Annotated in this window: 25 protein-coding genes and 1 pseudogene; 1 reads left to right on the top strand and 25 read right to left on the bottom strand. The window is 73.8% G+C overall.

Annotation, left to right across the window (positions count from 1 at the left end):
- Positions 1–12: 12 nt before the first annotated feature.
- From ACTWM8_RS12335 to ACTWM8_RS12290, 10 genes are all read right to left on the bottom strand, one after another.
- Positions 13–1,218, bottom strand: a complete 1,206-nt coding sequence (locus tag ACTWM8_RS12335; protein WP_446213924.1) for an argininosuccinate synthase — start codon at positions 1,216–1,218, stop codon at positions 13–15.
- The gene (locus ACTWM8_RS12330) at positions 1,215–1,730 is read right to left on the bottom strand and encodes an arginine repressor (protein ID WP_446213923.1); all 516 of its coding nucleotides are present in this window, start codon (positions 1,728–1,730) and stop codon (positions 1,215–1,217) included. The genes ACTWM8_RS12335 and ACTWM8_RS12330 overlap by 4 nt, the downstream gene beginning before the upstream one ends.
- Complete coding sequence (gene argF / locus ACTWM8_RS12325) at positions 1,727–2,653, bottom strand: ornithine carbamoyltransferase (RefSeq protein ID WP_446213922.1); 927 nt, start codon at positions 2,651–2,653, stop codon at positions 1,727–1,729. The genes ACTWM8_RS12330 and argF overlap by 4 nt, the downstream gene beginning before the upstream one ends.
- Positions 2,650–3,879, bottom strand: a complete 1,230-nt coding sequence (locus tag ACTWM8_RS12320) for an acetylornithine transaminase (RefSeq protein ID WP_446213921.1) — start codon at positions 3,877–3,879, stop codon at positions 2,650–2,652. Before ACTWM8_RS12320 ends, argF begins: the two co-directional genes overlap by 4 nt.
- Positions 3,876–4,817 carry an acetylglutamate kinase gene (gene argB, locus ACTWM8_RS12315; RefSeq protein ID WP_446213920.1) on the bottom strand — a complete coding sequence of 314 codons (942 nt, stop codon included), beginning with the start codon at positions 4,815–4,817 and terminating at the stop codon, positions 3,876–3,878. Before argB ends, ACTWM8_RS12320 begins: the two co-directional genes overlap by 4 nt.
- Complete coding sequence (gene argJ, locus ACTWM8_RS12310; RefSeq protein ID WP_446213919.1) at positions 4,814–5,986, bottom strand: bifunctional glutamate N-acetyltransferase/amino-acid acetyltransferase ArgJ; 1,173 nt, start codon at positions 5,984–5,986, stop codon at positions 4,814–4,816. Before argJ ends, argB begins: the two co-directional genes overlap by 4 nt.
- 112 nt (positions 5,987–6,098) lie before the next feature.
- A complete protein-coding gene (gene argC / locus ACTWM8_RS12305; protein ID WP_446213918.1) occupies positions 6,099–7,100 on the bottom strand; it encodes an N-acetyl-gamma-glutamyl-phosphate reductase in 1,002 nt (333 codons plus the stop codon).
- A 174-nt stretch (positions 7,101–7,274) separates the two neighbouring features.
- Complete coding sequence (locus ACTWM8_RS12300) at positions 7,275–8,300, bottom strand: NAD-dependent epimerase/dehydratase family protein (RefSeq protein ID WP_446213917.1); 1,026 nt, start codon at positions 8,298–8,300, stop codon at positions 7,275–7,277.
- Between the two features lie 8 nt (positions 8,301–8,308).
- Positions 8,309–9,097, bottom strand: coding sequence for a glycosyltransferase family 2 protein (locus tag ACTWM8_RS12295; RefSeq protein WP_446213916.1), 789 nt, complete (start codon positions 9,095–9,097; stop codon positions 8,309–8,311).
- Positions 9,094–10,305: a nucleotide sugar dehydrogenase gene (locus tag ACTWM8_RS12290; protein ID WP_446213915.1), complete on the bottom strand. Its 1,212-nt coding sequence runs from the start codon at positions 10,303–10,305 to the stop codon at positions 9,094–9,096. The genes ACTWM8_RS12295 and ACTWM8_RS12290 overlap by 4 nt, the downstream gene beginning before the upstream one ends.
- A gap of 193 nt (positions 10,306–10,498) precedes the next feature.
- Here ACTWM8_RS12290 and ACTWM8_RS12285 point away from each other — a divergent pair.
- A pseudogene (locus ACTWM8_RS12285) lies at positions 10,499–10,722 on the top strand (BTAD domain-containing putative transcriptional regulator); the annotation flags it as partial.
- Here the strand turns inward: ACTWM8_RS12285 and ACTWM8_RS12280 are convergent.
- From ACTWM8_RS12280 to ACTWM8_RS12210, 15 genes are all read right to left on the bottom strand, one after another.
- Entirely contained in the window at positions 10,701–10,907 is a 207-nt protein-coding gene (locus tag ACTWM8_RS12280; RefSeq protein WP_446214735.1) for a hypothetical protein, read from the bottom strand. The pseudogene ACTWM8_RS12285 and the gene ACTWM8_RS12280 overlap by 22 nt on opposite strands.
- A 3-nt stretch (positions 10,908–10,910) precedes the next feature.
- Positions 10,911–13,457 carry a phenylalanine--tRNA ligase subunit beta gene (gene pheT, locus ACTWM8_RS12275; RefSeq protein ID WP_446213914.1) on the bottom strand — a complete coding sequence of 849 codons (2,547 nt, stop codon included), beginning with the start codon at positions 13,455–13,457 and terminating at the stop codon, positions 10,911–10,913.
- 40 nt (positions 13,458–13,497) lie between these two features.
- Positions 13,498–14,607, bottom strand: a complete 1,110-nt coding sequence (gene pheS / locus ACTWM8_RS12270; protein WP_446213913.1) for a phenylalanine--tRNA ligase subunit alpha — start codon at positions 14,605–14,607, stop codon at positions 13,498–13,500.
- 213 nt (positions 14,608–14,820) lie between these two features.
- A complete protein-coding gene (locus tag ACTWM8_RS12265) occupies positions 14,821–15,660 on the bottom strand; it encodes a TrmH family RNA methyltransferase (protein WP_446213912.1) in 840 nt (279 codons plus the stop codon).
- A gap of 29 nt (positions 15,661–15,689) precedes the next feature.
- Positions 15,690–16,082, bottom strand: a complete 393-nt coding sequence (gene rplT / locus ACTWM8_RS12260) for a 50S ribosomal protein L20 (RefSeq protein WP_030335718.1) — start codon at positions 16,080–16,082, stop codon at positions 15,690–15,692.
- A 32-nt stretch (positions 16,083–16,114) separates the two neighbouring features.
- A complete protein-coding gene (rpmI, locus tag ACTWM8_RS12255) occupies positions 16,115–16,309 on the bottom strand; it encodes a 50S ribosomal protein L35 (protein WP_026267805.1) in 195 nt (64 codons plus the stop codon).
- Positions 16,310–16,328: 19 nt separating this feature from the next.
- Positions 16,329–16,979 carry a translation initiation factor IF-3 gene (gene infC / locus ACTWM8_RS12250; RefSeq protein WP_089015062.1) on the bottom strand — a complete coding sequence of 217 codons (651 nt, stop codon included), beginning with the start codon at positions 16,977–16,979 and terminating at the stop codon, positions 16,329–16,331.
- A gap of 347 nt (positions 16,980–17,326) precedes the next feature.
- Complete coding sequence (locus ACTWM8_RS12245) at positions 17,327–17,800, bottom strand: PH domain-containing protein (RefSeq protein WP_446213911.1); 474 nt, start codon at positions 17,798–17,800, stop codon at positions 17,327–17,329.
- 81 nt (positions 17,801–17,881) lie between these two features.
- Positions 17,882–18,919 (bottom strand): DMT family transporter, encoded by a 1,038-nt coding sequence (locus tag ACTWM8_RS12240; protein WP_446213910.1) that lies wholly within the window; start codon positions 18,917–18,919, stop codon positions 17,882–17,884.
- Positions 18,916–19,761, bottom strand: coding sequence for an ATP phosphoribosyltransferase (gene hisG / locus ACTWM8_RS12235; RefSeq protein WP_088962703.1), 846 nt, complete (start codon positions 19,759–19,761; stop codon positions 18,916–18,918). The genes ACTWM8_RS12240 and hisG overlap by 4 nt, the downstream gene beginning before the upstream one ends.
- A 45-nt stretch (positions 19,762–19,806) precedes the next feature.
- Positions 19,807–20,070: a phosphoribosyl-ATP diphosphatase gene (locus ACTWM8_RS12230; RefSeq protein WP_013732805.1), complete on the bottom strand. Its 264-nt coding sequence runs from the start codon at positions 20,068–20,070 to the stop codon at positions 19,807–19,809.
- Between the two features lie 166 nt (positions 20,071–20,236).
- Positions 20,237–20,737: a 6,7-dimethyl-8-ribityllumazine synthase gene (gene ribH / locus ACTWM8_RS12225; protein ID WP_210778930.1), complete on the bottom strand. Its 501-nt coding sequence runs from the start codon at positions 20,735–20,737 to the stop codon at positions 20,237–20,239.
- A gap of 2 nt (positions 20,738–20,739) precedes the next feature.
- Entirely contained in the window at positions 20,740–22,005 is a 1,266-nt protein-coding gene (locus tag ACTWM8_RS12220; protein ID WP_238451140.1) for a bifunctional 3,4-dihydroxy-2-butanone-4-phosphate synthase/GTP cyclohydrolase II, read from the bottom strand.
- A gap of 142 nt (positions 22,006–22,147) precedes the next feature.
- Positions 22,148–22,840 carry a nicotinamide riboside transporter PnuC gene (pnuC, locus tag ACTWM8_RS12215; RefSeq protein WP_377611064.1) on the bottom strand — a complete coding sequence of 231 codons (693 nt, stop codon included), beginning with the start codon at positions 22,838–22,840 and terminating at the stop codon, positions 22,148–22,150.
- Positions 22,840–23,478 carry a riboflavin synthase gene (locus tag ACTWM8_RS12210; protein WP_446213909.1) on the bottom strand — a complete coding sequence of 213 codons (639 nt, stop codon included), beginning with the start codon at positions 23,476–23,478 and terminating at the stop codon, positions 22,840–22,842. Before ACTWM8_RS12210 ends, pnuC begins: the two co-directional genes overlap by 1 nt.
- Position 23,479: the final 1 nt, after the last annotated feature.

Here is a 23,479-nt window from a genome sequence, read left to right as displayed (position 1 = left end):
TGGTCCCCACGATCAGGAGCCACCCAGCCGGGCGTCGCGTGCGGCGGCCATCTTGCTCGGCAGGCCCCACAGCTGCACGAAACCCTTCGCCAGGGACTGGTCGAAGGTGTCGCCGGTGTCGTAGGTGGCCATGCCGAAGTCGTAGAGGCTGGCCTCGGAGCGCCGGCCGGTGACGGTGGCGCGGCCGCCGTGCAGGGTGAGCCGCACCTCGCCGGAGACGTGCCGCTGGGCGTCGTCGATGAAGGCGTCCAGGCTGTCCTTGAGCGGCGAGAACCAGAGGCCGTCGTAGACCAGCTCGCCCCAGCGCTGGTCGACGCCGCGCTTGAACCGGGCCAGGTCGCGCTCGACGGTGACCGCCTCCAGCTCCTGGTGGGCGGTGATCAGCGCGATCGCGCCGGGGGCCTCGTACACCTCGCGGCTCTTGATGCCGACGAGGCGGTCCTCGACCATGTCGAGCCGGCCGACGCCCTGGGCGCCGGCGCGCCGGTTCAGCTCCAGGATCGCCTGGTACGGGGTGACGGTCTCGCCGTCGATGGCGACCGGGTTGCCGGCGTCGAAGGTGATCACGACCTCGTCGGCGTCGCGCGGCTCGGCCGGGTCGGCGGTGTAGGAGTACAGGTCCTCGATGGGACCGTTCCAGATGTCCTCCAGGAAGCCGGTCTCCACCGCGCGACCCCAGAGGTTCTGGTCGATGGAGTACGGCGACTTGGCCGACACGTCGATCGGCAGGCCCTTCTCCTCGGCGAAGGCGATGGCCTTGTCCCGGGTCCAGGCGAAGTCCCGGGCCGGGGCGATGATCTTCAGGTCGGGGGCGAGGGCGCCCAGCCCGACCTCGAAGCGGACCTGGTCGTTGCCCTTGCCGGTGCAGCCGTGCGAGACGATCGTGCCGCCGTGCTTGCGGGCCGCGGCCACCAGGTGCTTGACGATCAGCGGCCGGGACAGCGCCGAGACCAGCGGGTAGCGGTCCATGTAGAGGGCGTTGGCGCGCATCGCCGGCAGGCAGTAGTCGGCGGCGAACTCGTCGCGCGCGTCGACCACCTCGGACTCGACGGCGCCGCAGGCCAGCGCGCGCTGCCGGATGGCGTCGAGGTCCTCGCCGCCCTGGCCGACGTCGACGGCCACCGCGACGATCTCGGCGCCGGTCTGCTCGGCGAGGTACGGAATGGCCACGGAGGTGTCGAGACCTCCGGAGTAGGCAAGGACGACCCGCTCGGTCATGGTGTGGTGCTCCCTTCAACATGTTCTTCCCGGCGGGCCCACCCGGCGAGCTTGTCGCCGAGCGCGGCCCCGCCGACGGCCTCGCGGGCCACGACGAGGATGGTGTCGTCGCCGGCGATGGTGCCGACGATCTCGGGCAGGCCCGCTCGGTCCAACGCGCTGGCCAGGTAGTGGGCTGCGCCCGGCGGGGTGCGCAGGACGGCGATGTTGCCGCTGGAGTCGACCCCGTTGAGCAGCTCGCGCAGCAGCCGGACCAGCCGGGCCGGGGCGGCCTCGGCGTCGCGCAGCGGCCGCTGGCCGTCCTCGGGGATCAGGTAGACGCCCCGCCCGTCGCCGCTGCGGGCGGTGACCGCGCCCAGCTCCTTGAGGTCGCGGGAGAGGGTGGCCTGGGTGACCTGGATGCCGTCGGTGGCGAGCAGGTCGGCCAGCTCGGTCTGCGAGTGGATCGCCTTGTCGCGGATCAGCTCGACGATGCGGCCGTGCCGGGCGGCGCGGGTCAGCGGGGCGGTCATGGTGAGGCCTCCAGGAGATACGTCAGCAGCGCCTTCTGGGCGTGCAGGCGATTCTCCGCCTGGTCGAAGACCGCGCTGCGCGGCCCGTCCAGCACCTCGTCGGTGATCTCCTCGCCCCGGTGCGCGGGCAGGCAGTGCAGCACGATCACGTCGGTCGCGGCGTGGGCCAGCAGCGCGTCGTTGACCTGGTACGGCAGGAACGGGGTGATCCGGTCCAGCCCGTCCTCCTCCTGGCCCATCGAGGTCCAGGTGTCGGTGGCGACCACGTCGGCCCCGCGGACCGCCTCGACCGGGTCGACGAGCGCCCGGACCGATCCGCCGGTGCCGAGGGCGATCTTCTCGGCGCGGGCCACCACGTCGGGGTCGGGCTGGAAGCCGGCCGGGCCGGCGACCCGGACGTGCATCCCGGCGGTCGCGCCGGCGAGCAGGTAGGAGTGCGACAGGTTGTTGGCGGCGTCCCCGACGTACGCCAGGGTCCGCCCCCGGGTGCCGCCGCAGTGCTCGCGGACGGTGAGCAGGTCGGCCAGCAGCTGGCAGGGGTGGTAGCCGTCGGTGAGGGCGTTGATCACCGGCACGGTGGCGTGCGAGGCGACCTCGGCGATCCGGTCGTCGCCGTGGGTGCGCAGCACGATCGCGGCGACGTAGCGGGAGAGCACCCGCCCGGCGTCGGCGAGGGTCTCGCCCCGCCCGAAGTGGGTGACCTGGGTGTCCACGACCAGGGGGTGACCGCCCAGCTCGGCGATGCCGGCGTCGAAGGAGATCCGGGTACGCAGGCTCTGCTTGTCGAAGAGCACCGCCACGGACCGTGGCCCGGCCAGCGGCGTGTACGCGAACCGGTCGGCCTTCATCCGGGCGGCCAGGTCGAGCACGGTGGACTGCTCGGCGGGGGTCAGGTCGTCGTCGCGCAGGAAGTGCCGGATCATGCGTTGACCTCCGTGGCGCTGGTCGTGGTCGGTTCGGCGGCGGCCGGCGCGAGGTCGGCGGGCGCCGCCGCGTCGAGGGCGGCGGGGAGGGTGGCCAGGAAGGCGTCCACCTGGTCGGCGGTGAGGATCAGCGGCGGAGCGAGCCGGACCACGTTCGGCTGCACCGGGTTGACCAGGAAGCCCGCCTCGCGCAGCGCGGCGGTGACCGGGCCGGAGGCCGGGGCGGTGAGCACGATCCCGAGCAGCAGGCCGGCGCCCCGGACCTCGGCGACCAGCGGGTGCCCGAGCGCCTCGACGCCCCGGCGCAGCCGTTCGCCGGTCCGCTTGACGTGGTCGAGCAGCCCCTCGCTGGCGATGGTGGCGACCACCGCCAGGGCGGCGGCGCAGCTGACCGGGTTGCCGCCGAAGGTGGTGCCGTGCGAGCCGGGTGCGAGCAGCTCCCCGGCCCGGCCGAAGGCGAGGCAGGCCCCGATGGGCAGCCCGCCGCCGAGCCCCTTGGCCAGGGTCACCACGTCCGGCTCGATCCCGTCGGCCTGGTGGGCGAACCAGTGCCCGGTGCGGCCGATCCCGGTCTGCACCTCGTCCAGGACGAGCAGGGCGCCGTGCCGGGCGGTGATCCGCCGCGCGTCGGCCAGGTAGCCGGCGGGCGGCACGACGACGCCGTTCTCACCCTGGATCGGCTCGAGGATCACCATGGCGGTCGCGTCGGTGACGGCCGCGTCGAGGGCGGCGGTGTCGCCGTACGCCACGTGGGTGACGTCGCCGGGCAGCGGGCGGAACGGGTCGGCCTTGGCGGGCTGGCCGGTGAGCGCGAGCGCCCCCATGGTCCGGCCGTGAAAGCCGCCCCGGGCGGCGACGACATGAGTGCGGCCGGTGAGCCGGGAGAGCTTGAACGCCGCCTCGTTCGCCTCCGCGCCGGAGTTGGCGAAGAACACCCGGCCGGGCCGGCCGGCGAGGGCCAGCAGCAGCTCCGCCAGGGCCACCGGGGGCTCGGCGACGAACAGGTTGGAGACGTGGCCCAGGGTGGCGACCTGCCGGGAGACGGCGGCCACCACGGCCGGGTGGGCGTGGCCGAGGGCGTTGACCGCGATGCCGCCGAGCAGGTCGACGTACTCCCGGCCGGCCTCGTCGACCACGACGGCGCCGGAGCCGGAGACCAGCGCCAGCGGCGGCCTGCCGTAGTTGTCCATCAGGGCCTGGCCCCAGCGTTCGACCAGCGTGCTCATGCGGGGACCGTGCCTTCCTTGTTCGCGACTGCGGGGCTCGCAAGCTCGCTCCTCGCGCTCACGACCATCGTGCCGAATCCTTCCGAGGTGAAGACCTCCAGCAGCGTGGAGTGGGCGACCCGGCCGTCGACGACGTGCGCGGCGGGTACGCCCCCGCGCACCGCCCGCAGGCAGGCCTCCATCTTCGGGACCATCCCCGACTCCAGGGACGGCAGCAGCTTCGCCAGCTCGTCGTCGGTGATCTCGCTGACCAGGCTGGTGGTGTCCGGCCAGTCGGCGTACAGGCCGGCCACGTCGGTGAGGACCACCAGCTTGCGGGCGTCGAGGGCGACGGCGAGCGCGGCGGCGGCGGTGTCGGCGTTGAGGTTGTGCAGCACCCCGTCGGCGTCCGGCGCGACGGTCGAGATGACCGGGATCCGGCCGGCCGCGATCAGGTCGGTCACCGCCGAGACGTCGACCGACTCCACGTCGCCGACCTGCCCGACGTCCACCGGCTGCCCGTCGACGTACGCGGGCCGGCGGACGGCGGTGAACAGCCCGGCGTCCTCGCCGGAGAGGCCGACGGCGAACGGGCCGTGCGCGTTGATCAGCCCGACCAGTTCCCGGCCGACCTGCCCGACCAGCACCATCCGGACGATGTCCATCGCCTCGGGGGTGGTGACCCGCAGGCCGCCCCGGAACTCGCTGGCGATGCCGAGCCGGCCGAGCATGGCGGAGATCTGCGGGCCGCCGCCGTGCACGACGACCGGCTTGAGGCCGGCGTAGCGGAGGAAGACCATGTCGGCGGCGAAGGCGCGCTGGAGCGCGGGTTCGACCATGGCGTTGCCGCCGTACTTGACCACGACGGTGGCGCCGGAGAAGCGGGCCAGCCAGGGCAGGGCCTCGATCAGCGTCTCGGCCTTGACCTGGGCCCGGGTGAGGTCGGCGGTGAGGCTCATGAGGAGTACGCCGAGTTCTCGTGCACGTACGCGTGCGACAGGTCGTTGGTCCAGATCGTCGCGGCCGAGGAGCCGGCGTGCAGGTCGATCCGGATGGTGACGTCCCGGCCGGACAGGTCGACCTTGGCGCGGTCCTCGGCGGCGGCGCCGGAGCGGCACACCCAGATCCCGTTGACCGCGACGTCGACGCCGTCCGGCTCGAAGGCGGCGGCGGTGGTGCCCACGGCGGCGAGGATCCGCCCCCAGTTCGGGTCGTTGCCGAACAGCGCGGTCTTGACCAGGTTGTTCCGGGCCACCGACCGGCCCGCCTCGACCGCGTCGGCCTCGGTGGCGGCGCCGACCACGTCGATCGCGATCTGCTTGGTGGCGCCCTCGGCGTCGGCGATGAGCTGCTGGGCCAGGTCGTGGCAGGCGGCGGTGACCGCGGCGGTCAGCTCCGCCTGGGTGGGCTCGACGCCGGACGCGCCGCTGGACAGCAGCAGCACCGTGTCGTTGGTCGACATGCAGCCGTCGGAGTCGATCCGGTCGAAGGTGACCCCGGTGGCGGCCCGCAGCGCGGCGTCGAGCGCCTCCGGCCCCGCGACCGCGTCGGTGGTGAGTACGCAGAGCATGGTGGCCATGGCCGGGGCGAGCATCCCGGCGCCCTTGGCCATGCCGCCGACGGTCCAGCCACTGCCCCGGGCGACGGTGGTCTTGGGGCGGGTGTCGGTGGTCATGATCGCCTCGGCGGCCGCCGTGCCGCCGTCGCGGCCGAGCCCCCGGATGGCGCTGCGCACGCCGGGCAGCAGCTTCTGCATCGGCAGCCGCTCGCCGATCAGGCCGGTGGAGCAGACCGCGACCTCGCCGGCGCCGAGCATCAGCCGGGGGCTGACCGAGGTCAACGCGGCGGCGGTGTGCTCGGCGGTGGCGTGGGTGTCCTGGAAGCCGGCCGGGCCGGTGCAGGCGTTGGCGCCGCCGGAGTTGAGCACCACGGCGCGGACCACGCCGCCCCGGACCACCTGCTGGGTCCAGAGCACCGGTGCGGCCTTGACCCGGTTGGCGGTGAAGACGCCGGCGATCCCGGCGTCGGGGCCGTCGTTGACGACGAGGGCGAGGTCGGCGGCGCCGCTGGTCTTGAGCCCGGCGGCGACCCCGGCCGCCCGGAATCCCCGGGGGGTGGTGACGGTCACGGTGCTTGCCTCTCGTTCGCGACTGTGGGGCTCCGCTTCGCTGCACTCCTCGCGCTCACGGTGCCCCTCTCATTCGCGACTGCGGGGCTCCGCTTCGCTGCACTCCTCGCGCTCACGGTGCCACCCCGAACGTCGTCAGGCCGGTGGTCTCGGGCAGGCCGAGCATGAGGTTGGCGCACTGCACGGCCTGGCCGGCGGCGCCCTTGCCGAGGTTGTCGATCGCGCTGACCGCGATCACCCGGCCGGAGTCGAGGTCGACGCCCGCCTGCAGGTGGCAGGAGTTCGAGCCGGCCGTGGCGGCGGTGTGCGGCCAGGCGCCCTCGGGCAGGACGTGCACGAACGGCGCGTCCGCGTACGCCCGGGCCAGCACGTCGCGCGGGTCGGCGTCGCCGGTCGGCACCGCGGTGACGGTGGCGAGGATGCCGCGCGGCATGGGCGCGAGCACCGGGGTGAAGGAGAGGCTGGTCGCGCCGGTGGCCTGCTTGATCTCCGGGACGTGCTGGTGGGCGCCGACCTTGTAGGGCGACAGGTCGCCCATCACCTCGCTGCCGAGCAGGTGGGCCTTGGCGGCCCGGCCGGCGCCGGAGGTGCCGGAGGCGGCGACCACCACCACGTCGGTGGGGAAGACCGCGCCGGCGGCGATCAGCGGGGCCAGGGCGAGGGTGGTGGCCACGGCGTAGCAGCCGGTGCTGGCCACCCGGGTGGCGGCGGCGATCGCCGCCCGCTGGCCGGGCAGCTCGGGCAGGCCGTAGGTCCAGGCGCCGGCGTTTGGGCCGCCGTAGTAGCGGGCCCAGGCGTCGGCGTCGTGCAGCCGGTGGTCGGCGCCGAGGTCGACCACCTTGACCGTCGCCGGCAGGGCGGCGGCGAGGGCCGCCGACTCGCCGTGCGGCAGGGCCAGGAAGACCAGGTCCGCGTCGGCCAGGGCCGCCGGGTCGGTCACCGTGAGCGTCAGGTCGAGCCCGGCCAGCTGCGGGTGTACGGCGCTGACGGGCTGGCCGGCCTGGGAATGGGCGGTGGCGGCGACGAGGTCGAGCTCGGGGTGCCCGGCGACCAGGCGCAGCAGCTCGCCGCCCGCGTATCCGCTCGCTCCCGCGACCGCGACTCGAATACCCATACTCACCTCCGCATGACTATGCAGAGAAGGCTACCGGCCTCCACCCCTCCGCTGCAAGTTCATACGTCCCACTGCATGGACATGAGTAGGTGACGGCGGTCACTTGAGTACAAACAGCCCGGCCCGCGTCGCGGGGGGCGACGCGGGCCGGGCGGGGACGAACGGGACGGGCGCTCAGAGGCGGCCCTCCTCGACCGCCCGGGTCACCCACGGCACGACCTCGTCGAGCATCTCGTCCAGCGAGGTGGTGGCGGTGAAGTCGAGGACCTCGCGGGCCTTGGTCACGTCCGGCACCCGCTTCTGCACGTCGTACTGGTAGGGCTCGTCGGAGACGTACCGGAACGGCACGTCCGGACCCTTGATCTTGCGCCAGATCAGCTCGGCCAGCTCCAGCACGCTGGTCGACTCGGCGGTGGAGAGGTTGAAGTCGTCGTTGCGGGCCGCCGGGTGCTCCACCGCGGTGGCGATGCCCCGGGCCAGGTCCCCGCCGTAGGTGTAGTGCCGCACCTGGTGGCCCTCGCCGAGGATGTGCAGCGGGTCCTGCCCCTTGACGATCTTCTGCACCAGGTCCGGCACGACGTGCGACATGGCGAGCTTGACGTTGCCGGAGAGCACCTCGGCCTGGCCGAGCGCCCGCCCCTCCCCCACGCCGACGCAGTTGAACGGCCGGACAATGGTGTACGGCAGCTGGTACTGCTCCCAGGCGGCCCGGGCGTAGTACTCCACGGCCAGCTTCTGGAAGCCGTACGAGGACAGCGGCGGCGGGATGCGCCGCTCGTCGCCCTCCTTGCTGGGCCAGTGCTCGGTGGACTCGTAGACCATCGAGGAGGAGAGGTAGGTGACCTTCGCCAGGCTGCCGTCGCGGTGGGCGCGGATGGCCGCGTCGCAGGTGGCCGCCATGATCCGCTCGTTGGTGGCGAGCAGGTCGTAGGCGTAGGCGTGGAAGTAGGAGATGCCGCCGATCATCGCCGCCCCGGCGACCAGGTGGTCGCAGCCGTCCAGCAGCTCGGTGAGCAGGTCGACGTCGCGGGCGTCGCCCTCCACGAACCGGAACCGGGGATGGGTGTCGTAGCTGTGGGTGACCGGGCCGTACTTGGAGAAGTTGTCGATGCCGACCACCTCGTGGCCCCGGCCCAGCAACTCCTCGACGAGGTAACCGCCGATGAAGCCGGCCGAACCAGTTACCAGGACCTTCGCCACGTGCGCTCCTATGCGGTCTTCTCGTACTCGGTGCTGTCCCGCTCGCCGCGCGGGGCGGGCACGGCCGGGGCCGTGCGGGCGGTCAGCTTCTCCGGGCTCAGCCGTCGACCGTAGGCGAAGAAGTACCACCGCAGGTAGCCGGGGAGGAACCGACCCAGGTCGAAGTGGGACTCCCCCAGCGGCCGGTCCAGCCAGATGGTGGGGATCTCGGCGACCGGCAGCCGCAGCCGGGTGGCCTTCGCGGTCAGCTCCAGCCCGATCTCGAAGCCGGTGCGCGACTCGATGCCGACCTCCCGGACGAACGCCGTGTCGTACGCCTTGAAGCTGTTGGTGGCGTCCCGGGTGCCCACCCGGGCCAGCGTGTAGAGGCTGCGCCCCGCCCAGCGGGACATCATCCGCTTCAGCCGGGGCCCGCCGACCTGCTGCCCGCCGGGCATGTAGCGGGAGGCGGCGGCGACCACCACGCCCCGGTCCACCAGCCGGGCCAGCTCGTCGATCTGGCGCGGGTCGTCACAGCCGTCGGCCATGGTCACCACGACGACCGGGGCGAGCGCGGCGTCGATGCCGAACCGGATGGCGTTGGCCGGCCCGCGCCCGTACGTGTTGAGCACCGCCCGCACCCGCGGGTCGGTGCCGGCGATCTGCTCGACGTACGGGACGGTGGTGTCCTCCGGCATGTCGTGCACGATCAGCACCTCGGCCGGGAGCAGCATCTCGCGCAGCATCCGTTCGAGGCAGCGCAGGATGGCCTCGCCCTCGTTGTAGACCGGCACGATCACCGACACCCGGGGCCTCACACCCGCACCCCCGTCCCGGTCAGGCCCCACATGTCGATCACCGGCTTGTCGGTGTCCAGCCGGGCGTACTGCTCGTGCGGGGCGGCGATGACCAGCAGGTCGGCCCGGCGCAGCACCTCGTCCAGGTCGACCAGGCGCTCGTCGGCCACGTACGGGTCGGTGCAGATGGTCTCCCGGGTCTTCAACGCCAGGATCTTGCGCAGCTTGTACGCCAGGCTCTCCCGCGGATCGTCCGAACCGCCCTTGAAGGCCATCCCGAGGATGCCCACGGTCAGCTCGGACAGGTCGAACCGGTCCTCCAGCCGGGACACCAGGTAGAGCGGCAGCCCCTCGTTGATCAGCATCGCGGAGTGGCCCAGCACGAAGTTGTTCCGGTTGAACGCGGCCAGCTGCATGGTGTCCTTGAACAGGCACGGCCCGGCGGCGAAGCCCGGCATCGGCAGGTCCGCCGCGCGCGGGTAGTCGTGGGCGACCGCGTGCCGGATCCGGGCGAAGTCCAGCCCGAAGTCGTTGGCCATCATCCAGAACTGGTTGGCGGTGGCGAACTTGATGTACCGCCAGGTGTTGGTGAACAGCTTCGCCAGCTCCGCCTCCTCCGGCTCGAGCGGGACGATCTGCTCGGTGAGGTGCCGGAACAGCTTCTCCGCCCGGGCCAGGGCGGCGGGCGTGCGGGCTGCGACGATCTGCGGCAGCGTGAACAGCTCGGTCATCGCCCGGCCCTCGGCGATCCGCTCTGGGCAGAACGCCACGTCGGCCTTGATGCCCTTGCCGGCGAGCAGCTTCTCGGTCAGCGCCGTCACGCCGGGGTAGACGGTACTGCGCAGCACCACCAACTGCCCGTCGCGCAGGTGCTCGGCGCAGCGCTCCAGCGCCCGGGGCACCGCGCCCAGGTCCGGGTTGAGGTGCTCGTCGACCGGCGTGCCGACGACCACCACCAGGTGCTCGGAGAGGCCCACGGCGACCGGGTCGGTGGTGGCCCGCAGCCGGCCGGCGGAGACCGCCTCGGCCAGCGCGTCGGCCGCGCCCGGCTCGGCGAAGGGCAGGGTGCCCGCGTTCACCGTGGCGACCGCGTCGGCGTTGATGTCGTACAGCACGACGGAGAGGCCGCGGGCGACGAACGCGATGCCCAGCGGCAAGCCGACCCGGCCACAACCCCCGACGATGCAGACGTCGACGGAGAGCGGCGCGGGGCCCGGATCCTCGGACATGGGGTCAGCTCCCGGTGGGGGTGGTGGGGGTGTGATCGGGGTGGTGGTCGGAATCCAAGCAGGTTAACCGCTCACATGTGACCGGTGGGTAGCCGAACATGCCGTCGGCGGTGGCCTTTCGGCCGATGGGCCACGCTCCGAACAAGGTCCATGACGGTACGCATACCTGGACTAGGATGATTGGCCGGCTGAAATGCCGGTGCGAGCAGGCCACGGCGCTCTGGTCGACCACCGAACCGCCGCCCGGGCGCGGCTGGACCTCGGCGACCCCGGTGCGCCGGCGCTGCTGGCCCTGCTGCGGGGACACGTCGCGGAGCACCCGCGGCGGGAGCCCGGCTGGTGCCTGCTGATGCGCGCCCAGCACCGGGCCGGCGACGGGCCGCCGCCGTGCGGACCTACCGGTCGGCCCGCCAGGCGCTCGCCGGTGAACTCGGCGTACCGCCCGGGCCCGAGCTGACCGAGCTGTACCGCACCATCAGCCGGGGCGAGCGCCCGCCGGCCCGCACGGCGCCGCGCACGCCCGGCCGGTCGCGCCCGGCCCGGGCCGCGGCGGCGGCCGACGCGAGCGCGCCGGCCACCACCAGCCATCCGAGGAGCGGCACCGGTCAGGCGCCGCGCAGCGTGGCGCCGAACCGCTGCGCCGCGAGGGCGACGGCCGCGTCGCGGGCGGCCACCGCCTCCTCCACGGTCAGCGTCCGGTCCGGGGCCCGGAAGGTGAGCTTGTACGCCAGCGACCGGCGTCCCGCGCCGAGCTGCTCGGAGGCGTACACGTCGAAGAGCCGGACGCTCTCCAGCAGCTCGCCGGCGCCCTCGACCAGCGCCTGCTCCACCTGGGCCGCGGGCACCGACTCGTCCAGCACCAGCGCCACGTCGATCAGCGCCGGCGGGAAGCCGGACACGGTCGGCGCGGGCGCGACCGGCGGGGCCGGCAACGCGTCCAGGTCCAGCTCCATGGCGCTGGTGCGGCGGGGCAGCTCCAGCGCCGCCACCACGGCCGGGTGCAGCTCGCCGGCGTGACCGACGATCGCCCCGTCGACCAGCAGCTCCGCGCAGCGCCCCGGGTGCCAGGGCGCGTACTCGACGGCCCGCACCTCGATCCGGTCCGCCGGGATGTCGGCGGCGGCGAGCACCACCCGGCCGGCCTCGACCGCGTCCGCCCAGCCGGCCGCCCGCCCCGGACCCCACCAGCCGGCCGGGTCGACGTCGCCGGCCAGCACGACCGCGACGTGCCGCGGCTGGTACGGCACCACCGCGTCGGCGGCGGCGAACTCGGCCTCGGTGGGCCGCCGGTCCACGCCCATCGCCGGCGGGGTGCCGGCACCGGCGCGCGGGTGGAAGACCGTCCCGATCTCGTAGACGGAGAGGTCCCGCTGGCCCCGGCCCAGGTTGCGCTTGAGGATGCCGAGCAGCGGGCCGAGCAGCGTGGTCCGCAGCACCGGCTCCTCCTCGGACAGCGGGTTGGCCAGCCGGACCGCCGCCCGGCGCGGGTCGTCGGCGGGAAGGCCGAGCTGGTCGGCGAGCTCCGGCGCGGTGAACGGGTGGGCCAGCACCTCGACGTGGCCGCGCTCGGCCAGCGCGCGGGCCACCGCCCGGCGGCGGCGCTGCTGCCAGGTGAGGCCACGCCCGGCGGGCGCGGTGGGCAGCACGGACGGCACCCGGTCGTACCCGTCGAGGCGGACCACCTCCTCGACCAGGTCGGCCGGGTCGGTGAGGTCGGGTCGCCAGGTCGGCGGGGTCACGGTGAGCACGTCGCCGGCGCCGGCGGCCACGCCGACCTCGCCCGGGTCCTCGGCCAGCCGGTCGGCGCCCCGGACGACGGTGCAGCCGACCTGCTCCAGCAGGGCGACCACCCGCTCCGGGGAGTACGCCACCCCGACCCGCCGGGACGGCAGGTCGGCCGGGAGGATGACCGGCCGCACCGGCCGCACGTGGTCGATGTCCAGGATCTGCTCGCCGACGGTGCCACCGGCGTGCTCGGTGAGCAGCCGCACCGCCCGCTCCAGGGCGACCAGCGGCAGGGCCGGGTCGACGCCCCGCTCCCAGCGCTTCGCCGCCTCGCTGAACAGCCGGTGCCGGCGGGCGGTGCGCCCGACCATCACCGGGTCCCAGTGGGCGGCCTCGAAGAGCACGTCGGTGGTGCCGCCGATCACCTCGCTGGTCTCGCCGCCCATCACCGCGGCGAGCGAGATCGGCCCGGTGTCGTCGCAGATGACCATGTCCTCGGCGGTCAGGGTGCGGGCCACCCCGTCCAGGGTGGTCAGCTTCTCCCCCGCCTCGGCGCGGCGAACCACCAGCGGGCCGCTGATCCGGTCGGCGTCGAAGGCGTGCATCGGCTGGCCGAGTTCGAGCATCACGTAGTTGGTGATGTCGACCGGCAGCGAGATGCTGCGTACGCCGGCCACGGTGAGCCGCCGCGACATCCAGTTGGGCGTCTCGGCGGTGGGGTCGATGCCCCGCACCATCCGCGCGGCGAACCGGTCGCAGCCGACCGTGTCGCGCACCTCGACCGGGTACGCCGGCTCGGCGGTGCCGCCGGGCGCGGGCGTCAGGCCCGGGTCGCGGAACGGTACGCCGAGGGCGTGCCCCAGCTCGCGGGCCAGGCCGCGCACGCTCAGCGCGTACCCCCGGTCGGGGGTGATGTCCAGCTCGACCACGACGTCGTCGAGCCCCACGACGGGCCGCGCGTCGTCGCCCGGCTTGGCCGGGGTGTCCGGCGGCAGCACGATGATGCCGGAGTGGTCGTCACCCAGGCCCAGCTCCTTGGCCGAGCAGATCATGCCGGCGGAGTTGCGCCCGTAGGTCTTGCGCGCGCCGATGACGAAGTCCCCCGGCAGCACGCCACCGGGGAGGATCACCACCACCCGGTCGCCCGGGGCGAAGTTGCGCGCCCCGCAGACGATCTCCTGCGGCTCGCCGGTGCCGTTGGCACCGCCGACGTCGACCCGGCAGAACCGGATCGGCTTCTTGAAGCCGGTCAGCTCCTCGATCTCCAGGACCTCGCCGACCACCAGCGCACCGGTGACGGTCTCCCGCAGGTCCACCACGGAATCGACCTCGATGCCGAGGTCGACCAGGGCCTGCTCCAAATCGCCGGTGGGCAGGTCGGCGGGGAGGTCGACGTACTCCCGCAGCCAACTGACAGAAACTCGCATGACTTCAGACCACCGTTCCCGTGACTCGTACCCGCATCGCCTACGCCCCGACCCCGAACGCGCGGGTGAACCGCACGTCGCCCTCGGCCATGTCCCGCATGTCGCTGACCCCGTGCCGGAACATCACGGTGCGGTCGATGCCCATGCCGAACGCGAATCCGGAGTAGACCTCCGGGTCGATGCCACAGGCGCGCAGCACCCGCGGGTTGACCATGCCGCAGCCGCCCCACTCCACCCAGCGCGGCCCGTCCCGGTGCTCCGGGAACCAGACGTCGAACTCGGCCGACGGCTCGGTGAACGGGAAGTAGTGCGGCCGGAAGCGGGTCTTCGCGCCCTCGCCGAACATCGCCCGGGCGAAGTGGTCGAGCGTGCCGCGCAGGTGCGCCATGGTGATGCCCTTGTCCACCACCAGGCCCTCGACCTGGTGGAAGACCGGCGCGTGGGTGGCGTCCAGCTCGTCGGTGCGGTAGACCCGGCCGGGCACCACCACGTAGATCGGCGGCTTGCGGGTGAGCATGGTGCGCGCCTGCACCGGCGAGGTGTGGGTGCGGAGAACAAGGCCCGAGCTCACTGAGCCGCCGGCCGCCGCGCCGGCGGCGGCGGAGCCCGCCGACGGTGCGATGTGGAAGGTGTCCATCAGGCCCCGCGCCGGGTGGTCGGCGGGGATGTTCAGCGCGTCGAAGTTGGTCCACTCCAGCTCGACCTCGGGGCCCTCGGCCACCTCGTAGCCCATCCCGACGAACAGGTCGCTGATCTGCTCCATCAGGGTGCTCAACGGGTGACGGGCGCCCCGGGGGTGCCGGTCGTACGGCAGGGTCACGTCGACCCGCTCCTCGACCAGCACCCGGGCGGCCTGCTCGCGCTCCAGGACCTCCTGGCGGGCGGCGTAGGCGCTCTCGATCGCCCGGCGGGCCTCGTTGACCCGCTTGCCCGCGTCGGACTTCGCGGCCGGCGGCAGCGCGCCGATCTCCCGGCGCGCGAGCGAGACCGGGGCCCGGTCCCCGAGGTGCGCGGGGCGCAGCGCGGTCAGCGCGTCCGGGTCGGCGGCGGTGGCGAACGCCTTCTCGGCGGCGGCGACGGCCTCGGCCAGGGCGGCCGGGTCCAGCAGGGCGACCTGCTTCGGGTCGTACGGATCGTTGCGGTAGCTCATGGCGTACGGGCACTCCCTCACGGCGGCGCCGGCCCTCACGGGCGGCTAGGCGAGTCTACGGACGCGCGGCTGTGCCGCAGCCCGCCGGTGGGAGTTACGCGGGGGAAGGGTCAGGCCCGCCGCCCGCCGACACCGGCGGGCTGGCTAAACGAACGCCGTGACGCGTTCACCATGCGGACGACTCCCCTGTGCTCAGTAGCGCGCGTGACGAGGTCAGCGCAGTGCTCTGGCTGAAGCGTACAGGCAGACGGCGGCGGCCGCAGCCAGGTTCAGGCTCTCGGCGCGGCCGTGCAGCGGCACCCGGACCCGGGCGTCGGCGGCGGCGGTCAACTCCTCGGGCAGCCCGTGCGCCTCGGAGCCGAAGAGCCAGGCGGTGGGGGCGGCGAGCCGCCCGTAGTCGATGAGGTCGTCGAGGTCGCTGTCGCCGTACCCGGTCGTGGCGAGCACGGTGAGCCCGGCGGCCCGCAGCGCGGCGACCACGTCGAGAGGGTCGGGGGCGCGGACCACGTCGACGTGGAACAGGCTGCCGGCCGACGCCCGCACACACTTGCCGTTGTACGGGTCGACCGCGTCACCGGCGAAGACCACCGCGCCCGCGCCGGCCGCGTCGGCGGTGCGCAGCACGGTGCCGGCGTTGCCCGGGTCGCGGATCTCGGCGAGCACCGCGACCAGCCGCGGGCCACCGGCCAGGGCGGTCTCCAGCGGCACGTCGAGGTGCCGGCAGACGGCGACCAGGCCCTGCGGGGCGACGGTTTCGGCGAGCGCCGCCAGGGCCTCGTCGGTCACCTCGGAGACGGGCACGTCGGCCCGGGCGGCCTCCGCCGCGAGGTCGGGGTACCGGTCGAGGGCGGCCGGCGTACCGAACAGCTCGGTGACCGTTCCGGCGCGCGCGAGGGCCTCGCGGACCGCCTGCGGGCCCTCGGCCAGGAACCGGCCCGCGGCGTCGCGGTCCCGGCGGCGCTGCAGCCGGCGGGCGGCGACGACCCTGGGGGTACGCGGGGTGAACGGGCCGGAGACAGCGTCGAGGCGCCTCCCGCGCGATGGTGACTGCATGGGAGACGCCTCGATCTGCTGTGGGTGGATCAGGCGGCCTGGGCCGCGGCGCCACCGGTGCCCTCGGCCGCCACGGCGGCGCGGGCCAGCTCGACGATCGCGGCGAACGCCGCGGCGTCGTTGACGGCCAGGTCGGCCAGGATCTTGCGGTCGACCTCGATGCCGGCCAGGCGCAGGCCCTGGATCAGCCGGTTGTAGGTCATGCCGTTGGCCCGGGCGCCAGCGTTGATGCGCTGGATCCAGAGCTGCCGGAAGTCGCCCTTGCGGTCGCGACGGTCCCGGTAGGCGTACTGCATCGAGTGCAGCACCTGCTCCTTGGCCTTGCGGTACAGCCGGGAGCGCTGACCGCGGTAACCACTCGCGGTCTCCAGCAGGGTACGACGCTTCTTCTGGGCGTTCACAGCCCGCTTGACGCGTGCCATCTCAACTCCTTCTTCGGTTCAGGTGGCGCGCGTCAGCGGCCGAGCAGCTTCTTGATGCGCTTGACGTCAGCCTTGGCCAGCTCGACCGTGCCGGTCAGCCGGCGGGTCTGGGTGGAGGGCTTCTTCTCCAGGTTGTGGCGGAGGCCGGCCTGCTGGGCAACGATCTTGCCCTTGCCGGTCACCTTGACCCGCTTGCCCATACCCGTGTGGCTCTTCATCTTCGGCATGTGGAACGTCTTCTCCCTGTTACTGGCCGCTGGTGTCAGCGGTCGGGCCGGTCTCGCCGGCTGCTGCGGTCTCGCCGGCCTCCGGGGTCTCGCCGGCCTCTGGAGCACCGGCCTCCTCCGCGGCCCGTTCCCGAGGTCCACCGCGGGACGCCGTGGCGGCGACCGCGGAGGCCTTCACGGCCCGGTGCGGGGCGAGAACCATGATCATGTTTCGACCGTCCTGCTTCGGAGCGGCCTCGACGTATCCCAGGTCCGTGATCTCGGACTCGAGCCGGCGCAGGAGCCGGTAACCCAGCTCCGGGCGGCTCTGCTCGCGACCGCGGAACATGATCGTCACCTTGACCTTGTCGCCCGCCTTGAGGAACCGCACCACGTGACCCTTCTTGGTCTCGTAGTCGTGCGGGTCGATCTTCGGCCGGAGCTTCATCTCCTTGATGACGGTCTGCTGCTGGTTACGCCGCGCTTCGCGCGCCTTGAGTGCGCTCTCGTACTTGAACTTGCCGAAGTCCATGAGCTTGCACACCGGCGGGCGCGCCATCGGCGCAACCTCGACCAGGTCCAGGTCGACGTCCGCGGCCAGCTGCAGGGCGCGCTCCAGCGGGACGATGCCCACCTGCTCACCCTCAGGGCCGACCAGTCGGACCTCACGTGCCCGGATCTGCTCGTTCACGCGTGGTTCGACGCTGATGGGGCCTCCTCGAGTCGAGTGTCCTGCGTGTGGCGACCCCGTGGGCCCCCGGGTGGGGGCCGCCGGAAAGCAGAAGGCCCTGGCGCATGCCAGGGCCCGCTCGACCGGTCGGCACGATCACATGATCGCGCATCCGGGACCAGGACGTGCCCGGAACCGGGGACCGGACCCGGCCACCGTCAGGGGCGACTCGGGTGGGAGCAGGCGCTCCGCTTCAAGACCGCCCGCACGTCGGAACGGGGGCAGTCTGGTCGACTCGGCAACACTACACCCTCGCTCCAGGCATCCCCAAACCGGGCTCGCAGGTCAGCGCGGGTGTGACCGGGGGCTCAGCGACTCGTCTGGCCGGCGGCCGACGCGGCCAGGTGGGCCTGGTGCAGCCGGCGCAGCGCGCGGACACCCTCGACCGCGATCTCCTTGTCGGCGGCCTGGAGGGCGACCATCGGGAGCACGTCGTCGTCGTGCAGCTCCAGGCTGGCCCAGGGGGTGCCCCGGTCGAACCGCACCCCGCGGACGACCTCCCAGGGCAGCTCGTAGGAGCCGATCACGTTGCGCACCCGTACGCCCCGGGCGTCCGCCTCGACCCGGGGCCGGGTGAAGAGCAGGATCGCCAGCGCGCCGAAGACGCCGAGGCCGACCATGGCGAGCTGGTCGCCGCGCTGGAAGGTGCCGTAGCCGTCGCCGGTCCGGCCGGTGAGCGAGGTCGCCACCAGGCTGAAGACCACCAGGAGGGCGGCCGCCGAGGCCCAGCAGACCACCCGGATGCGACGGGGCTTGAGGCGGATCAGCTCGGTATCGCTCACCCCACCAGTCTGCCACCCGGTCCCGGGCCGTGTTCCGCCGCCACACGGCCGGCACCCACGTCACCCGACCGCGGAGCGGTGTCAGCCGGCCGGCGGAACGGGCCGGTCGGCGTACGCGGAGTCCCGCCGCTGCCGTCCCGCCGGATCCTCCGGGGACCGCGCCGCCGGCACCGACCGGGTGCCGGCGGACGCCGGGGCCGTCCGAGCGGCCGGACGCCGCTGCTGGCCGGCGACCACCGAGGCGACCAGCGTGAGCACCGCGCCGGCCAGGACGGACCAGCGCAGCCCCGGCCCACCGGGCAGCAGCAGGTCCAGCAGCAGTCCCCCGCCGAGCTGGCCGGCGACCAACGCCAGACCGGTCCGCAGCACGCCGAGCGCCCGCACGCCGACCAGCAGACTGGCCACGATGCCGACCCCGAGCAGCCCGCCGGTGTACAGATACCAGGCGGGTGGCCAGTCGGGCCGGGCCACGGTGAACCCGCCGGCGAGCGCCGCGACGGCCAGCACGGCCGGCGTGCTGACGGCGAAGTTCATCGCGGTGCTGGCCGCGGCGGTGCCCGCCGCGGCCACCCGGCCGTTCAGCGCGGACTGCACGGCGACCGCCAGGCCGCCCAACACGGCGAGCAGGACCAGGCCGACGGCCAGCTCGCCCAGGGGCTGACCCAGCTGGGCGAGCCCCACGGCCGCCGTGCCGAGCAGGGCGCCGGCCACCCGGGACGGGGTGAGCGCGAGCCGGCCCACCGGGGCGAGCCCGGCCCGGTCCACCGCCAGGCCGCCGAGACTGCCCCCGGCGACCTGGGCGATGGTGAAGACGGCCACCCCGAGCACCGGTACGACGTACGTGCCGATCACGATGATCGCCGCCCCGCCGAGCCCACCCAGGTAGCACCACCAGGGCAGCCGGGACCGGCGCAGCACGGCGAGCCCGGTCCGCATCGACGGCAGGACCAGCAGTCCGACCAGGACCAGCAGCGAGCCACCGGCGTTGTTGACCACCGCCCCGAGTACGGGACTGCCCACCCGCTCGCCCAGCTCGGCATTCGCCGCCCCCTGAGCGGCCGACGCCACCCCGCCGAGCACCACCAGGGCCAGCGCGGCCGTCGGCGGCAGTGACCTCACAGCCGGCAGGCGTGGATGTTGGTGACCAGGATGGCGCGGGCGCCGAGGTCGTACAGCTCGTCCATGATCCGGTGCACGTCGTCGCGGAGCACCATCGCCTGCACGGCGACCCAGCCCTCCCGGTGCAGCGGGGACACCGTCGGCGACTCGATGCCCGGGGTCAGCGAGCTGGCCCGGTCCAGCAGGCCGGCCGGCACGTCGTAGGCGAGCATGACGTAGCGGCGGGCGACCAGCACCCCGTGCAGGCGGCGCAGCAACTGCTCGGCCTGCGGGTGGGTCGGGGCGCCGGTGCGGCGGACCAGCACCGCCGAGGAGCGCAGCAGCGGGTCACCGAAGACGACCAGGCCGGCCTGGCGCAGGGTGGCCCCGGTCTCCACCACGTCGGCGACCACGTCGGCGACGCCGAGCCGGATGGCGTTCTCCACCGCCCCGTCCAGCCGGATCACGTCAGCCTTGACCCCCAGCTCGCCGAGGTACCGATCGACCAGCCCCGGGTACGCGGTGGCGATCCGGTGCCCGCCCAGCTCCTGCACGGAGTGGACGTCCTCCGGGCGGGCGGCGAAGCGGAAGGTGGCCCGGGCGAAGGCCAGGTCCATCACCTCCTCGGCCGGCGCGCCGGAGTCGATCAGCAGGTCGCGGCCGGTGATCCCGACGTCGAGGTCACCGGAGCCGACGTAGGTGGCGATGTCCTTGGGACGCAGGTAGAAGAACTCGATGTCGTTGGGCTCGTCCCGACTGACGAGGTCCTTCGGGTCGGTGCGCTGGCGGTAGCCCGCCTCGCGCAGCATCTCGGCGGCCTTCTCGGCCAGGGCGCCCTTGTTGGGTACGGCGACACGCAGCATGACGGAGTGCTCCTTCGATCAGATGTGATCAACGACGGGGCGCACTCACAGATGTCGGTAGACGTCCTTGAGCTCGAGACCGCTGGCGAGCATCAGCACCTGGACCTGGTAGAGCAGTTGGGAGATCTCCTCGGCGGTCCGCTCCGGCCCCTCGTGCTCGGCGGCCATCCACGACTCGGCCGCCTCCTCGACGACCTTCTTGCCGATGAAGTGCACGCCCTTCTCCAGGGCGGCGACCGTGCCCGAGCCCGGGGTGCCGGCGGCGGCCTTGGCCTGCAGCTCGGCGAACAACTCCTCGAACGTCTTCACGGGATCCGATTCTTCCAGTCACCGGGCGATACCTCGCGCACCGGGTCCGGCCGCGTCCTTCCCACCGGGACGGTCGAGCTCCGCCCCCGTTGCGGCGTGTCGCGGTGTCCCCGATCAGGGACACCGCGACACGCCGCAGAACGAGCCGATTAACGACGGGCGGGGGTCAGCGGCCGAAGCCGACCCGGTGGCCGTTGGCCGCGGCCACGTCCCGGATGGCCAGCGCGGCGTCGAGGGCCGCCACGGTGGCCGCCCAACCCTTGTCCTCCGCCGAGCCGGGCAGCCCGGCCCGGTCGCGGGCCTGCTCGATCGTCTCCACGGTGAGCACCCCGTGCGCCACCGGCTTCCCCTCGTCCAGGGCGACGCGGGTGAGGCCGTCGGTCACCGACCGGCAGACGTAGTCGAAGTGCGCGGTCGCGCCCCGGACCACCACGCCGAGGGCGACCACCACGTCGCAGCGCCGGGCCAGGGCCTGGGCCACCACCGACAGCTCCACCGAGCCGGCCACCCGGGCGACCACCGACCGGGCGCCGCACGCCTCGGCCGCCGCCACCGCCCGGTCGAGCATGTGGTCGGTCAGGTCGGCGTGCCAGCGCGCGGCCACCACGCCCACGGTCAGCCCGGCGGCATCCACCGTGGTCACCCCGGGCTCGCCGAATCCCGCCATGTCTACGCTCCGATCTCGTCGCCGGGGACCGGGCGGCCCATCGGGGCCTCGGTCACCTCGTCCAGTTCGTCCAGCAGGTGCCCCATCCGGTCCCGCTTGGTCCGCAGGTACCGCACGTTCTCCGGGTGCGGCCGGATCGGCAGCCCCTCACGGCCGGTGATGGTCAGGCCGTACCCCTCCAGCCCGGCCCGCTTGGCCGGGTTGTTGGTCAGCAGCCGCATCGAGCGCACACCCAGGTCGTAGAGGATCTGCGCGCCGGTGCCGTAGTCGCGGGCGTCGGCGGGCAGCCCCAGGTCGAGGTTGGCGTCCACGGTGTCCCGGCCCAGGTCCTGGAGCTGGTACGCCTGGAGCTTGTGCAGCAGCCCGATGCCGCGCCCCTCGTGCCCGCGCACGTAGAGCACCACGCCCCGCCCCTCCCGGGCGACCCGGGCCAGGGCCGCCTGCAGCTGCGGGCCGCAGTCGCAGCGCAGCGAGCCGAAGACGTCCCCGGTCAGGCACTCCGAGTGCACCCGCACCAGCACGTCCTGCCCGTCACCGATCTCCCCGTAGACCAGGGCGACGTGCTCGGCCGGGTCGTGCTCGGCGCGGTAGCCCAGCGCCCGGAACACCCCGTACGGGGTGGGCATCCGCGCGTCGGCGACCTGCTCCACCTGCTTCTCGTGCCGCCGCCGGTACGCCACCAGGTCGGCGATGGTCACCAGGGTCAGGGCGTGCTCGGCGCAGAACTTCTCCAGGTCGGGCACCCGCATCATGGTGCCGTCCTCGTTGACCAGCTCGCAGAGCACTCCGGCGGGACGCAGCCCGGCCAGCCGGGTCAGGTCGACGGCCGCCTCGGTGTGCCCGGGGCGACGCAGCACCCCGCCCTCGCGGGCGCGCAGCGGCACCACGTGCCCGGGGCGGGACAGGTCGGTCGGGTCGGTGCCCGGATCGGCCAGCAGCCGGATGGTGTGCGACCGGTCGGCGGCCGAGATGCCGGTGCCGATCCCCTCCCGGGCGTCGACCGTCACCGTGTACGCGGTGCCGCGCCGGTCCTGGTTGGTGTGGTGCATCGGCGGCAGGTCCAGCCGGTCGCACTCCGACTCGGTCAGCGACACGCAGATGTAGCCGGACGTCCAGCGGACCATGAACGCCACCAGCTCTGGCGTGGCCAGTTCGGCGGCGAAGATCAGGTCGCCCTCGTTCTCCCGGGACTCGTCGTCGACCACGACGACCGGCCGACCGGCGGCGATGTCCGCCACCGCCTGCTCGATGCTGGCGAACGCGCTCATGCCGGCACCCCACTTCGTCGAACGGTCCGCGCCCCGGCCGCGCCGGCGCGTCCGGCACCGTCGACCCGGCGGGCGCCGGGGGTCGGACGGTGCGCGGCGCCGTCCGCCGGGCTGTACCTGATGATTCGCTCGCTGCGCTCACTCATGCGACAGCCTCCGAGTAGGTGGACGGGATCGGCGGGGCGGCCGACCGGGCGGCCCGCGAGGTCCGCCACCAGGCGGCGAAACCCCAGACGCAGAACGCGCCGTAGAACAGGTACATGGCCGCCGACGGGTAGAAGCCGCCGCGCAGCAGCAGCGGCACGCCGACCGCGTCGACGGCGATCCAGATCAGCCAGAACTCGACCCAGCCGCGGGCCATGCCGTACGTGGCGAGCAGGCTGCCGGTCAGGATCCAGGCGTCCGGCAGCGGGCCCCAGGAGCCGAGCGCGGCGAGCACCGGGTACCCGGCGGCGGTGCCGACGGCGGCGGCCAGCAGCAGGCCGAGCCGCTCCCGGCCGGTGGCCCAGCGCGGGCTGACCGCCGGTTGGTCGTCGCCCTGGCGGCGGTTGCGCGACCAGCGCCACCAGCCGTAGACGCTCACCGAGAAGAAGAAGACCTGCCGGCCGGCCTGGCCGTAGAGGTCGTGCGCCTGCGGGGTGGCGAAGACACCGCCGAGGAAGACGGTGAACAGCAGCGCGTTGCCGATCATGCCGACCGGCCAGGCCCAGACCAGCCGGCGCAGCCCGAGCAGCGCGGAGGCCAGCCCGAAGACGTTGCCGACGATCTCGCGGACCAGCACCGGCGAGCCGGCGATCTCGAGCTGGGCCTCGAGCAGCCAACCGAGCGGGCCCATCAGCGCCCACCCCCCGCGGCCCCGCCGGGCAGGCCGCCGCCGGCGAGCCGGTCGCCGAGCAGGCGCTCGACGTACTTGGCCAGCACGTCGACTTCCAGGTTGACCGGGTCGCCGACGCCCTTGCCGCCGAGCGTGGTCAGCTTCAGCGTGGTGGGGATCAGCCCGACGGCGAACCAGTCGTCGCCGACCGCGGCCACGGTCAGCGAGACGCCGTCGATGGTGATCGAGCCCTTCTCCACCACGTACCGGGCGAGGTCGGCGGGGAGCCGGAAGCGGACCGTCTCCCACTGCGCGGCGGGCTCCCGGGCGACGATCTCGCCCACCCCGTCGACGTGGCCCTGCACGATGTGCCCGCCGAGCCGGCTGTTCAGCGCGGCGGCCCGCTCCAGGTTGACCGGGTCGCCCACCCGCAGCGCGCCGAGCGCGGAGCGGCGCAGCGTCTCCCCCATCACGTCGGCGGTGAAGACGCCGTCCTCGACGTCGACGACCGTGAGACAGACGCCGTTGACCGCGATGGAGTCGCCGTGCCGGGCGTCGGAGGTGACCAGCGGGCCGCGGACGGCGACCAGCGCGGAGTCACCCCCGGTGTCCGTGACGCGGACGACCTCGCCCAACTCCTCGACGATGCCGGTGAACATG

Source organism: Micromonospora sp. IBSANI012 (assembly GCF_052814045.1).
The sequence above is the reverse complement of the archived record's forward strand: the minus strand, read 5'-3'. Positions and strand labels throughout refer to the sequence as shown.